The organism is Caulobacter sp. GW822-FHT01G02, from assembly GCF_058802865.1.
In genome coordinates, this window is record NZ_JBXAON010000012.1 from 14,142 (window position 1) to 27,892 (window position 13,751).

Annotated in this window: 8 protein-coding genes; all 8 read right to left on the reverse strand. The window is 67.5% G+C overall.

Annotated features, from left to right (window positions below; genetic code table 11):
- Positions 1 to 2: 2 nt before the first annotated feature.
- Entirely contained in the window at positions 3 to 2,045 is a 2,043-nt protein-coding gene (locus AC1RNC_RS24890) for a phosphocholine-specific phospholipase C (protein ID WP_492888687.1), read from the reverse strand.
- A 10-nt stretch (positions 2,046 to 2,055) separates the two neighbouring features.
- Positions 2,056 to 4,869, reverse strand: coding sequence for a TonB-dependent receptor (locus AC1RNC_RS24895; RefSeq protein ID WP_492888688.1), 2,814 nt, complete (start codon positions 4,867 to 4,869; stop codon positions 2,056 to 2,058).
- Between the two features lie 70 nt (positions 4,870 to 4,939).
- A complete protein-coding gene (locus AC1RNC_RS24900; RefSeq protein WP_492888689.1) occupies positions 4,940 to 5,992 on the reverse strand; it encodes a FecR family protein in 1,053 nt (350 codons plus the stop codon).
- On the reverse strand, positions 5,979 to 6,512 hold the full coding sequence (locus AC1RNC_RS24905; RefSeq protein ID WP_492888690.1) for an RNA polymerase sigma factor: 534 nt from the start codon (positions 6,510 to 6,512) through the stop codon (positions 5,979 to 5,981). The genes AC1RNC_RS24900 and AC1RNC_RS24905 overlap by 14 nt, the downstream gene beginning before the upstream one ends.
- A 184-nt stretch (positions 6,513 to 6,696) precedes the next feature.
- A complete protein-coding gene (locus AC1RNC_RS24910; RefSeq protein WP_492888691.1) occupies positions 6,697 to 8,268 on the reverse strand; it encodes an alkaline phosphatase D family protein in 1,572 nt (523 codons plus the stop codon).
- 8 nt (positions 8,269 to 8,276) lie between these two features.
- Entirely contained in the window at positions 8,277 to 9,884 is a 1,608-nt protein-coding gene (locus AC1RNC_RS24915; protein WP_492888692.1) for an alkaline phosphatase D family protein, read from the reverse strand.
- A 91-nt stretch (positions 9,885 to 9,975) separates the two neighbouring features.
- Positions 9,976 to 12,240 carry a TonB-dependent receptor gene (locus tag AC1RNC_RS24920; protein ID WP_492888693.1) on the reverse strand — a complete coding sequence of 755 codons (2,265 nt, stop codon included), beginning with the start codon at positions 12,238 to 12,240 and terminating at the stop codon, positions 9,976 to 9,978.
- Between the two features lie 174 nt (positions 12,241 to 12,414).
- Positions 12,415 to 13,686 (reverse strand): TetR family transcriptional regulator, encoded by a 1,272-nt coding sequence (locus AC1RNC_RS24925; protein ID WP_492888694.1) that lies wholly within the window; start codon positions 13,684 to 13,686, stop codon positions 12,415 to 12,417.
- Positions 13,687 to 13,751: the final 65 nt, after the last annotated feature.

Genomic DNA, 13,751 nt, shown 5'->3' on the forward strand with positions numbered 1-13,751 from the left:
CGTCAGCGCGACGAGGCGGGATCGCTGAAACTGGCCCTCCCCGCCTCGACGTGCCCCGCCAAGCGATAGCTCAGCCCGGCGGCGCTGATCTCGAGATCGTACCAGTGGGCGCTTTGCTCAAGGCTCAGGGACCGAATGACCCGTGCGCCGGAACGGATCGACAGGGATTGCGACGCGAGGCCATACCGATCGCGAATTTCCAGGTCCGACAGGCCCGCGCCCCGATTGCGGAGATAGAGCTTCAACCCGCCGTTGGCCAACGCTCGCAGACGAACCTCCAAACCGACCTCTTCTCCGCACTCGAACGCCCGATAGAAGCCCGCGGGGCCCTGCACGATCAGTGCGTGTCGCCCCTGGGTCGTCTTCCACAGATCGGAGAGCGAACGCCGGGAGCCGACCGTGAACCGCCGCGGCGGCGCCTCGGGCGCCAGGCGATCGGACACGTAGAAGCTGGCGCCCGCCTTGCCGTCGTTGACGAAATCCAGCTCGACGCCGCCTTCGGCCTGGCGAAGGTCGACGGCCAGCCTGTAGGGCAGCGGCCGCCAATTGCGCGGCCCAGGCTCCACCACCGGATCCGGCGGCGTCGCCGGCGCCACGGGCTTGGGCCGCTTGCCGATCACCGCCTTATAGGCATTGAACGCCGCCTGGTCTGGCAGAGCCAGATCGGCGCTGATCGTGGCCAGCTTGCGTGGCGGCTCGCCGTTCGGCGTCTTGAAGTCGAAGGCGGCCGTCAGGTCACCGCAGACCGTCCGACGCCATTTGCTGATATTGGGCTCGCGCACGCCGAACCGCGCTTCCAGGAAGCGGATGACCGAGGTGTGGTCAAACACCTCCGAGCAGACCCAGCCCCCACGGCTCCAGGGCGAGATCACCAGCATCGGCACCCGCATGCCCAGGCCATAGGGCTGCCCCGTCGCGGGGTGGCGCTCGTCGTGGGTCGGCACGGTGCTGAGACCCTGCTCGCGGTTCAGCGGCGGCGTCGGTGGAACGACGTGGTCGAAGAAGCCGTCGTTCTCGTCATACATGACCAGGAAGACGGTCCTGCTCCAGACCTCCGGGTTGGAGGTCAGGGCGTCCAGGATGCGGGCCAGATATTCCACGCCGTAGGCGGGCGGCCAGTTGGGGTGTTCGCAGAAGATGCGCGGCGGCGTGATCCACGACACCTGCGGCAGGCGATTGTTCTGGACGTCGGCCTTCAGGGCCTCCAGCCGACGCGGCTCGGCCCCGGCGTGATACAGTGGGTCGCAGGGCTTGGCGGTGTGAAACCGCTCGAACGCCATCAGGGTGTTCATGCCGCCGTCGCTGTCGTCGTCACTGGCTAGGTCCGTTCCCTGCCGATAGACGCGCCACGAGATCCCGGCGTCCTGCAACCGCTCGGCATAGGTCTTCCAGCCGGGCCCGAACACCACGCCGTCGGGCTTCTGGGTGATATCGATGTTCGCGATCACCGGCCCGCCGCCCTTGCCGTGGTGATCGACGCAGCCGGTCATCAGATAGAGGCGGTTTGGACAGGTCGGCCCCTGCAGCGACGAGAAATAGGCGTCGCAGACCGTGAACGCGTCGGCCAGGGCGAAGTGATAGGGAATATCCTCCCGCGCCAGGTAGCCCATGGTGAGGCCGCCCTTGGCCGCGATCCAGTTATCGTAGCGCCCCTCGTTCCAGGCCGCGTGGCCGGTGGCCCAGTCGTGATGCAGGCTTTTCATCACAGGGAAGTTGGTGCCGTTGGTGTCGAACCTGAACGGCGCCGCCGCGCCGCCCTTTCCGTCCGGCTGCCGCCAGACCGCGCCGCCGCCGGGCAAGGTCCAGGGAAAGCGGTCGGCGAAGCCGCGAACCCCGGACAGGGTTCCGAAGTAGTGATCGAAGGAGCGGTTCTCCTGCATGAAGATCACGACGTGCTCGACGTCCATGATCGTGCCGGTGCGGTGGGCGGCTGGGATCTCCATCGCCCGAGCGATCGCGCCGGGCCAGAGCTCGGCGGTCGCGGTCAGCCCCATCGCCGCGCGCAGAAACGCGCGGCGTGTGGCTTCATCTTGGTTCGCGCTCATCCGGCCGGCCTCAGTAGCGGTATTTGAAGCCGGCGAAATAGCTCCGCCCGCCGCCAACGCTGTTGTAGATGGCGCCCGTCGCGCCGGTGGTGATCGTCGTATAGCTGTCGGTGATGTTGCGCGCCTCGAACGTCACCTGCAGCCCCTTGGCCAGGCGCCAGTTGATCTGGGCGTCGAGCTGGTCGGTGGGCTTGATCCACTGGTCGCCGGTCGGCGTGGCTCCGAAGGTGGTGGTGAACGCGCGCCCCCGGACCCGATAGTCGACATGCAGATCGACCGGTCCCAGGTCGTAACTGACCCCGACGTTGCCCAGATACTTCGGCTGGTTGCGCAGGGAGTCGATGGTCCGCACCGTTCCGTCGGTCAGGATCACCGTCCAGCGGCTGTCCAGGTAGGTATAGTTGGCGCTCAACCCCAGACGGTTGAACGGCGCGGGCAGAAAGTCGAGCCGCCGCTTGGCGAACGAGGCCTCCACGCCCGTGACCCGGGCGCTGCCGCTGTTGAGGGGCGTGGTCTGGGTGAGGATCACCGCACCCGTGCTGTCCAGCGTCAGGGTCTTCTGGCTGAAGGTCTCGTGGCTCAGGTCCTTGTGGAACACGGCCAGCGAAACGAAGCCGCCGGCGAGATAATATTCCACGCTGGCGTCGTAGTTGGTGGACAGGCGCGGGCCGAGCTTCGGGTTGGACCCGCTGATGACGGGGTTGCCGTTGGCGTCCACCCCAACCGATCGCCCCGGCGCGATGTCCGCGAAGTCGGGCCGCCCGATGGTCTTGGTGAAGGCCGCCTTCAGCTTCAGACGCGCGGTCAGGTCGTAGCTGCCCTGAATGTTGGGCATCCAGTTGCCGTAGTGGTTGATCCGGCGCGACGGGGTCGAGACGCCGCCGACGGTGTCGGCGGTGTCGTCCTGATCATGGGTGTTCTCGTAACGCAGGCCGGCGATCAGGCGATAGCGCTCGCCCGACAGATAGGCTTCGGCGTGACCGGCGAACACATCCTCGACCAGGGCGTAGTCCGAGGCCGGCGCCTGGTCGGTGGTCTTGATTCCGTTTGCGTAGACATAGGTCCAGAACTTGTCCCAGTTCATCCTGATCGCGGCGTTGTCGGCCATGGTCGCGCCCGGCGCGGCCACGTCGGACAGCTTCAACACCGTACCCTTGGGTAGCAGATAGTTGGCCTGGCCCTGGTCATAGGTGCGGTCCAGCCGGGTCCAGCTGGCGCCGGCCGCGAAACCCAGTCCCCGCGCCTCGGGGAAGGTGTTCTGACTGTAGTCGGCCTTCACCGCGCTGACCTTGTCGCGCAGGTCCTGATCGCGGACGTAGGAGGCCGTGGTGTTGCGGTTGATCCAGTTGGCCGGGTCATTGTAGGTCGCCGGACTGTCGTACCGGGTCGTCGGCAAGTCACCGTTCAGGTCGTAGTGACCCGACAGATTGCTCAGCTGAAACGTCTCCGGATAACGGGTGACGATGGTGTTGTTGAAGTCGGTATAGTTGGCGCGCACCGCCAGCACCCCCGCGCGACCGACCTGATAGTCGACGCCGCCGCCCAGCATCTTGGCTTTGCGCTTGATGTCGTAGTCGTACTGCTTGGTCTGGCCGATCGCCTTGTTGAAGTCGGCGGCGCCGTTGCTGAAGTTCGTCGTGCGGCCGGCGGTGTTGTAGATGTAGGTCCCTTCCCGATCCAGGTACTGGCGCCGGGAGTCGTCGATGATCGTGCCGGACAGGAAGGCGTACAGCCCGTCATTCTTGCGCATCTCGACCTTGGCGTAGCCGACCGCGTTCCTGACGTCCTTGTCGTAGAGACTGTTGCTGTAGAGATTGCTGGCGTTGACCTGGTCCTCGCCATTGACCTGCGCATAGGTGTCGACGCCGCCGTATTTGTCGGAATTTCGCATCCGCTGGGCGTTGAAACCCACGACCACGCCATATTGACGGTCAGCGCCGAAGGTCGCCTTCGCGGCCCCGTAGAGGCGCATCGACGGACCGGAATTGACGATGCTGTCCTGGTCGAAGCGGCCGATGCGGCCGCCCAGCGACAGGTAGGGCCGGCTGCCCCCGTCGAAGGCGCGCAGGGTGCGCAGCGAGATGTGACCGCCGACCGAATTGCCGTCCTGGTCGGGCGTCACCGTCTTGTAGACGCTGGTTTCCTTGATGATCGACGATGGGAAGACGCCGATCTGCGCGCCGCGATTGTTCTGGCTGCTGAACCAGATCGGGTTCCCGTCGATGTCCATGCTGTTGTAGCGGGAATCGAACGCCCGGACCGATACATACCCACCGTCGCTGGTGCCGTAGTACTTGTCGGCGCTGACGCCGACCACGCGGTCCAGCGCTTCGGGCAGGGTCGTATCTGGCGTGTTCTCGATGTCCGAGACCGTCACCGAATCCGAGATCCCCGGGGTCAGCCGCTTGATCTGCTCGTGCGGCGTATCGATGGTGCGGCGGCCGATCACGACGACCGCGCCGATGTCGGCCACGTCCTGCGCCGCCGTCGCGCCCCCCTGGGCGGCGACCCGGATGATGAAGCCGCCCGTCGCAGTGCCCTCGAACGTAAGGCCCGACCCCGCCAGCAGGCGCCGCAGGGCCTCTTCGTTCAGATACCGCCCCTTGAGCGAGGGCGCGGTCTTGCCGCGCACCAGACCGGGGTCGAAGACGATGTCCTTGCCGCTCTGCAGCGCGAACACACGCAGCGCCGAGCCCAGCGCCTGCGGGGTGATCTCGAACGCACGGGCCTGGGTTTGAGCGCAGGCGGTCTGAGCCGATAGGGCCAAGACAATCGCCAAGGCCGAGCCGCCCATGAACTGGGCGGGCAAGAATTTCTGCTGCATGGTCATCCCCGTCGACCGGTCCTCGCCGGCAGATCAGAAGACGCAGCCCGCTCTCCTTACCCCTGAAATCTTATCGTGAACTTTTGACGACATCTGGCGCCTGGATACGAGCATCCGCGGCCTGCGATCCCAGGACGATTTGCTTGTCGTCGTTCTTGACGATCCTTATCGGGAAGGCGCCGACGACCTCGCTCACGACGTCATAAGGTCGCCCGGTATGGAACACGCCGCTGATCCGGATATCGCCAAGCCGAGGATCGGCCAGCACGATCTGGGGGCCGCCGTAGCGATTCAGGTCCGCGACCGCCTCGTCCAGTCTGACATTGTCCAGCACGACACGTCCGTACCGCCACGCGCTGGACTGAACCACGTTGGCCTCCCGCGCGACGGAGGGTTTGGCGCCGTCGAGATCCACGGACTGGCCGGCCGACAGGTAGAGCGCCGGCTTGACGGCTGGAACGGTCGAGGACCTCGCCAGGAGGCGCTTGCTTTCCGACGGATCGACGCCGTGAAAGATCGCCAGACGCCCTTCCTCCAGCACCACCTCGGCGCGGTCCTCCAGTCGCCGCACCTCGAACGCGGTTCCGACGGCCCGGACCTCGTCATCGCCGACGAACACCCGGAACGGCCGCGCGCTGTCCTTGGCGACCCGGAAATAGGCCTGACCATGCTCCATGAGCACGCGGCGCTCGCTCCGCGTGAAGCGCGTGCTGACCTTGGAATCGGTATTCATCAGCAAGGTCGACCCATCGCTCAGCGAGATGGTCCGCAGTTCGCCGGGCACGGTCGCGTAGTGCTGCGTGGGCTGAAGCCCTCCCGCCAGGAAGAAGACCAGCGCCGCGGCCGCGGCCAACCCTCCCGCGCCGACTCCCCATTGCGCCAGCCGCCGACCAAATCCCGACCACAAGGGCGAGAATTGCAGCACGGCGCGCGCCTTGGGATCGTCGCCCCACGCCGCCACGGAATCCCAGATCGTCACGTGAACCGAGAAGGCCTCCACATGGGCGGCGTCCGCCTCCAGCCAGGCGTTGAAGGCCTCCCGATCCGCCTGGGTCCGTTGATCGGAATGCAGGCGCACGACCCAGGCCGCGGCCTCTCCTTCAATGCGTTCAGCGTCGGTCATGATCAGGAAGCCGTTGTCGAAGATGACTGAGAGCCTTGCCCATCTCGCGTTCGATGACCTTCACATTGACTGCGTAGCGGGCGGCCAGCTGGGTGTAGGTCAGGCCGTCCAGCCGGTTCAGCAGGAAGATGTTGCGGGTCCGCTCGGGCAGCTCCCCCAGGGCCTTGGCCGCCTGTTCGAGCGCTTCGCGCCCTTCCAGGATCCGCGAGGGCGAGCCTTCGGGGCTGATCAGCTGGAAGTCCGCGATCGGGTCGTGCTGCCCTTCCCGCCTGACGTTGGCCCGGCGCGCGCGATCGATCAGGACGTGGCGGGCGACCTTGAACAGATAGGCTTCGGAGTTCTCGACCTCGGACTCCGCCACCCGCGCGAGGCGCACGAAGACGTCCTGGACGCAATCCTCGGCCGTCTCGGGCGACAGCGCCCGGCGGGCGAAGAAGCGCAGCAGCGGCTTGCGATAGAGCTGCGCCAAACCGGCCAGCGAAGCCGCGACGGGGGCGTCCAGGCGATCAGTCTGTCTCAACGCCGCCCCCCATCACGTCACATTTCCCCCAAGGATCACGGCGCCAGATGACGTCTCCAAGGTATGAAGACGCAGCGTGACGGATATCCCCCGAGCCAACGGCGAAATTCTTCCCGGACAGTCCCGCTCAGGCTCGCCCCAGCCGCGCCGCCGCGCATTTCCAGGGGCGCGTCGACGGCGGGCTTCAGGCCCTGACCGCTCCGGCGCGACCATCCTCGACGACCCAGGTGTTCAGCGTGGCGACGGTGGCGCGGGGGTCGCGGACATCCGAGATCGCCCTGTAACGGGTCGTCATCCGGCCTCGCCCCACGTCGATCGACATGTAGCCGCGCACCCGGCTGTCGAAGAACTTGATCTGCGGATTGTTGGGCATGGCCGCCATCAGACCTTCATACGGCGGCCCCGACGAGGTGATCGAGGTGCCGACGAACTCGGTGGCGATGGTGGCCGAGGCCGGATCGTCCGCGTTCAGCTTGACGTCATTGGTCCAGAACGAGTGGTAGTCGCCGCTCAGCACCACCGGGTTGCGCGGCTTCAATGTCGTGATCGCCTGGGCCAGGCGGTCGCGCGCGCCGGGGAAGCCGTCCCAGGTGTCGGTCCAGAACTTGGTGTCGGGCCCGCCGTCACCGAAGCGCAGGCCGGCCATCACCAGGTCCTGCCCCAGCACGGTCCAGCGCGCCTGGGTGTTGGCCAGGCCGTCATACAGCCAGCGCTCCTGGTCGAAACCCAGGAACGTGCGGGCCGGATCGCGACGGTCGGGACAGGCCGCGTCGGTGACGATCTGGCCCTTGCCGCCGTTGGGACCGTCGGCGCAAGGCTGGCGCGAGCGGTACTGGCGGCCATCTAGCATGAAGAACTCGGCCAGCTTGCCGTAGCGGACCCGGCGGTAGATCGGCATCTGCAGGCGCGCGTCCAGCCGCGTGCGGCGGATCGGCATGGCCTCGTAGAACGCCTGGTAGCCGGCCGCGCGGCGGCGCAGGAAGGCATTCGGCGAGACGCCCGGCGTCTTGGACCAGATCCCCGAATAGTCGTCCTGGATCTCGTGGTCGTCCCAGGTCGCCAGGCAGGGCGCGACCTGGTGCAGGCGCTGCAGGTCGGCGTCGGTGCGATGCAGGGCGTAGCGGTTGCGATAGCCGGCCAGGGTCGTGGCCTCTTCCAGGCCGTAGGGGCGGACGATCTGGTCCTTGCGGTCGGGGCCCATCGAATATTCGTAGATGTAGTCGCCGAGGAACAGGGTCAGGTCCGGGTTCTCGTCGGCCATATGGCCATAGGCGCTGAAATAGCCGCGCTCCCAGTGCGAGCACGAGGCCACGGCCAGGCGCAGGCGGTCGATCTCAGCGTTCGCGGCCGGAGCGGTGCGGGTGCGGCCGACCAGGCTCTGCTGGCCCAGGGCGGTGAAGCGGTACCAGTATGGCCGGTCGGGGCGCAGGCCGGAGACCTCGACGTGGACGCTATGGGCGGCGGCGGGTTCGGCCATCGCATCGCCGGCCATGACCACATGGCGGAAGGCCTCGTCGGCGGACACTTCCCAACGCACGGGGACAGCGGCGCCCATGCCGCCCAGACCGTCGGCGGCCAGGGGATCGGTCGCCAGGCGGGTCCACAGCACCATGCCGTCGGGGGCCGGATCGCCGCTGGCCACGCCCAGCGGAAAGACATAGGCGCCACCGGCCTGGGCCTGGCCGAAGCGCAGCACGGCCGGGGCGACGATCAGGCCGGACAGCAGCGCGCGGCGGTTCAGGGTAAGCGAAGACATGACGACTCCTAGAGCTGAGTCCAGCCGCTGACGCCCTTGGCCTCGGCGACGGCGCGCACGCGGCGCTGCACCGGGGTGGGCGAGCCGGCGACGCGCGGGTTGGAGACGCTGACGAAGCTGGCCTCGACCGCCTCGCGCGTGACATGGACGGCGACGAAGCCGATCGCCAGGTGATCGCACCAGACGATGTCGCGGTTACGCTCGGCCACCCGCTCGCCGAAGGGCGCGTCCTTCATGGCCAGAACCACGCCCAGCGACGGACCGGTGAGCGTGCTGGTCGACAGCTCCACCGCCACCCGCCCTTGCTCGTCGTGCAGTTCGTTGACGAAGGCCATGTGGCTGTCGCCCGACAGCACCACCGTGCGCGCACCGCTGGCGCGGATGGCGTCATAGACCCTCTGCCGCTCGGCCGCGTAGCCCGACCAGGCGTCAAGGTTCAGCAGCGGCAAATCGAGCCTGGTCAGCTCGAAGAAGCCCTTCAGGGCGCCCGAGGCCGGAGCCCAGCGACTCATGTCCGGATAGGCGTAGTCGGCCATCACCGTGGCGCTGCCCAAGAGCACCCAGGGGCGGCCGGCGGCGACCGAGCCGCGCATCTCGCCAGCGATCCAGTCCACCTGCTGCTGACCCAGCATCCGGCGCTCCGGGTCGGCGATCTTGCGGCGGAAGCCGTCGAGGTCGGGACGCCCGTCCGGCGAACGGTCCAGATCCTTCGGTAGGGCCAGTTGCACCTCGCGCGCCTTCAGCCGGGTCTCGGGCACGATCAGGGTGGCCAGGTCGCCGAACGCCACCGCGCGCTGGATGGCGTAGGAATCGGCCGGGTCAGGATCGCGGATCGGCATCCACTCGTAATAGGCGCGGACGGCGGCGGCCTTGCGGGTTTCCCAGTCGCCGTCCTTGGCCGGATCGTGGTGCTGGGCGCCGTGCATCCAGTCGTCGTTGGCGATCTCGTGATCGTCCCAGGTGCAGATCCACGGCGCGCGCTGATGGGCTGCCTGCAGATCCGTGTCCGTCCGGGCCTGGGCGAAGCGGCGGCGATAGTCGTCGAGCGTGACGGTGTCGTGGGGCGGATCGGCCGGCCGCAGGGTGTCGAGGCCGGGATAGTTCGAGGCGCCGTATTCGTAGATGTAGTCGCCGACGAACAGCACCGCATCCAGCTTCGGCCGCTCGGCGATGGCCCGATAGGCCTGGAAATAGCCCATGGTGTACATGGCGCAGCAGGCGACCACGAGGTCGAGATAGTCCAGCCGTCCGACCGGCAGGGTGCGGGTGCGGCCGACCGGCGAGCGCTGGTCGCCAGCCTCGAACTGGTACCAGTAGTCGGTGGCGGGCTTCAGCCCTTGCGCCATGACCTTGACCGTGAAGTCCCGCTCGGCCAGGGCGATGAAGCGCCCTTCTCCCACGACCTTGCGCATGGCCGGATCCGTCGCGATCCGCCAGCGGCCGTCGACTTCACCCAGGCCCGTGACCCGCGTCCACAGCAGCATCCGGTCCGAGCCCGGCTCGCCGCTGGCCACGCCGTGGCGGAAGGCGGTCTCGGCGGCTTCCGCGCCAGAGGCCAAGGCCGCCGCGCCCAGGGCCAGGCCCGTTCCCACGACCTGTCTGCGATCCACCGTCATGACAAGCTCCTATCCAGAACGCGGAAACCTCGCCGCGGCGCGAAACGCGCGCCGCGGCGAGGCCGATGGCCGAAGGGCAAACGGCCGTCGATCAATAGCGCCAGCTGACCCGAACGCCATAGGTGCGCGGCTCGTGCGGCGAAGCCGTCGCCGCCGAGATGAAGGCGTTGCGGGTCTCTTCGAAATAGTCGTCGGTGGCGTTGTTGACCCAGACGCCGACCGCGCACTTGCCGTTGGCCGGGCGGGCCGTCAGGCTGGCGTTGAACAGCCAGTAGTCGCCGATCACCGAGTTGGACGACGTGCTGAACATGTCGCTGCGGTAGTTGTAGTTGGTCTCGGCCTCGACCTGCCAGGCGCCGACGTCCATCACGTAGCTGATGGCGCCCTTGTAGTCGGTGCGCGGGAACGGCAGGCGCTCGCCCGAGCGGTCGCTGTAGACGATCTTGTTGTACTGGCCCGTCACCGGGTCCTTGGCCGCCTCGGTGGCTGTGGCGTTGACGAAGAAGAACTCGTCATACTGGCCGTACTTGTAGCCCAGCGACTGGCTGATCGTCAGGCGCGCCGTCGGCTTCCAGGTGATCTCCAGTTCGCCGCCCTGGATGTGCGACTTGGGGACGTTGATGATCCGGCCGACGCGGCCGGTCTGGGTGTAGAGCACGCCCTGCAGCTGCTGGTCGCGGTAGTCGTAATAGAAGGCGGCCAGGTTGACGCGCAGGCGGCGGTCGAAGAACTCCGAGCGCAGGCCCGCCTCGTAGGCGATCAGCTTCTCCGGATCGAACGGGTCCAGCTGCGTGGGCAGGCCGCTGTTGTAGGTGGTGAAGCCGCCCGACTTCACGCCGCGCGCCACGCTGGCATAGCCCAGCACGTCCTTGGTGAAATGGTACTCGCCGCCGACCTTGCCGGACCATTCGCCCATGTGGCGGTCCTTGTCGGTGTTGGCCAGCCGCGAGTAGGTCGGGGCCAGGATCTCGGTCTTGAAGCCCTTCAGCTCGCGGGTCTCGTCCTCGTAACGCAGGCCGCCCGACAGGGTGAAGCGGCTGGTCAGGTCGTAATCGAGGTTGAAGAAGGCGCCCGTGGTCTCGACGTCCTGCTTGTAGGTGGTCGAGAACCAGTTCTTCAGCGTCGAGGCTTCCGAGAAGTCCGAATAGAAGCCGCCGTCGACGGACTCCGTGGAGTGGTAGAGGCCGGCCAGCCAGCGGAACGCCTGGTCGCCGCGCGAGGCCAGGCGCACTTCCTGCGACAGGGTGTCGATGTCGTTGAAGAAGAAGGTGCCGGCCTCGTTCGAGGCCGTGGCGTCCCAGTCGTTGAACTCGCGGCGCTTGAAGGTCTCGTAGCCGACCACCGCCGTCAGGGCGGCCCAGCCGAAGTCGTGGCGCAGGCGGACGTTGGCGCCGACGCCCTCGTTGTCGCGGAACGGCTTGGCGTTGGTCGAGGCGCCGATCAGATTGGCGAAATAGGGCGTGATGCCCCAGCCGGTGATCCGCGGGTCGCTGTCGATCGGGTAGATCTTACCGATCGGGGCGTAGTTGTGCGACTGGAAGGCGCGGGTGACCAGACGCAGGCCCAGGCCGTCGGACTTGTCGCGGTTGTAGCGCAGCGAGCCGTCGATCTCGGTGACGTCGCTCGGCTTCCAGTCCAGCTTCAGCCGGGCGGCCCAGCGGTCCTTGTCGCCCAGCTTTTCATGGGTGTCGCGGTGATACTGCCAGGCGCCGCCCTGGTCGGTGGTCATGGCCAGGCGGGCCGACAGGGTCTCGGTCAACGGACCCGAGACGAAGCCGTCGACATGGGCGGCATTGAAGCGGCCGTAAGACGCGGTCAGGCCCGCGTCGAAGGTCTGGGTTGGGGCGTTGGTGATGACGCTGACCGCGCCGCCGGTGGTGTTACGACCGTAGAGGATGCCCTGCGGACCGCGCAGCACCTCGATGCGGGCCACGTCGAACAGCGCGCCCTGGGTCATCGAGCCGTAGGGATAGGCGACCTCGTCGACATAGACGCCGACGGTGCCGGTATTGTTGGCGGCATAGTCGGTCAGGCCGACGCCACGGATGCGGAACTGCGGCTGGCCGCCGCCCAGTTGGCTGGTGACCTCCAGGTTCGGGACGCTGTTTTCCAGGTCGTTGACGGTCTGGATGTTGCGGCGGTCCAGTTCGGAGCCGCTGACCACGGTCAGGGCGGCGGCGACCTTCTGCTCGGATTCGGCGCGGCGTCGCGCCGTCACCGTGACCTCGTCCAGACGGGTGGAACTGGCCTCATCCGCCGCCGGAGCGACCGCCTCGGCCGCCATGGCCGGCCCCGCGAAGATCGCGGCGCTTCCCATCAGCAGAGCCACGAATTTCACTTTCGACAGTACACGCATCACGCCCCCTCTTCCCGACGACAAACGGCCGGAAAAATCAGTTGTTCGACATCGAAGGGGATATAGGAGCGGCCCGTGTCGCTTTGATGAAGCCCGAACAAAGGAACTCTTTCACGCGCCCCTGGGCAAAACACAACCAATGAGAGAACTGAATAATATCGTTCGTTCGACGCGCTACGCGGTCACGGGCACCAGGGCCAGCGCCGCCGCGCCAAGCCGCGCTTCCGCCCCTTGAGCCTCGGTCTCAGGGAAGGCCGCGCTCAACAGGGCCGAGCCCTTGATCCAGATCGCGAAGCGCATGGCGCCGAGGCGGGTCATGTCGAACGTCGGCGGCCAGACGGCCTCGCGCCGCGCATAGGTGCCGCCGCCTTCGGGGCCACGCAGCAGCATGGCCATGTTCTCGAAGGCGGCGTCGCGCCGGGCGATCAGGCAGATCTGCGCGATCAGGCGGGCGTACTTGACGTAGAAGCCGGCGCGCCCCGGGTCCTCGGATGATCCCGGCCGCAAGGTCGGCGCCAGCAGCGCCGCCAGGCCCTCCAGGTCGGCCGGCCGCTCGCGGTCGCGCGGGCTGCGGGTGTCCAGATAGTCGGGGATCTCGCGAAACACGCTGTGCCAGATCGCTTCGGTCAGGAACGAGCGCATGTCGGCGAAATGATAGAGGATGGTCGAGGTCGAGACCCCGGCCGTCTGGGTCACGGCGCGGTTGGTGACCGCCCCGATGCCGCGCTCCAGGATCTGGTCGGCGGCGATGTCCAGCAGACGCATCTTCACCGACCCCGGCGCGTGACGCTTGCTGGGCGGCTCCGGCAGAACCAGGGCGTCGGTGAACCATCGCGCCACCTTGGCCTCGCCGCCGGACGGCTCACCGAACGCCATGGCCAACAACCCCTCCAGGCTCTCGCGAAGCAGCAGTTCGTAGTCGAGCCGCCGCGCCAGGGCCGCGGCGTAAAGCTCCTCCATCAGCAGATAGGGCAGATAGACAGCGCCCAGGCGCGCGAGCCGGGCGTCACGGGCCAGCAGCCCCTCCAGCTTGCTTCGCCGCATCGCCAGCCAGCGCGCCAGCGGTTCGCGCGCCGCTTGGGCGGCCTCGGGATCGATCAGAACCTCTTCCCAGATCCGGGCGAAGCGCGCCGAGGGCTCGGCCCGCGCCAGGACGTAGCGCGCGGTGATGTCGACCATCCGTCGCTGATCCAGGACCAGTCCGTCGACCTGGGACAGAAAGGCGTCATGGAACGCCAGATCTTCCTCCATCGCCGCCTCGACCATGGCGCCCAGCACCCCGGCCTTGGTCTGGAAGAGATTGAAGATGACGGTCGTGCTCTTGCCGATCGCCGCGGCGAGGTCGCGCACCGACAGCGCCGCCAGCCCCTGCCCCGCCACGATGTCCATGGCCGCCGCCACCGTCCGCGCACGGGCGTCGTCGCGGTCAGGAGCGGTGAAGGCCATCGGGTCCGATCGTGCTGGCATCGCGCTATGTAAGCCAGATTCCGGCGCGCGCCGCGCCTTTCTGC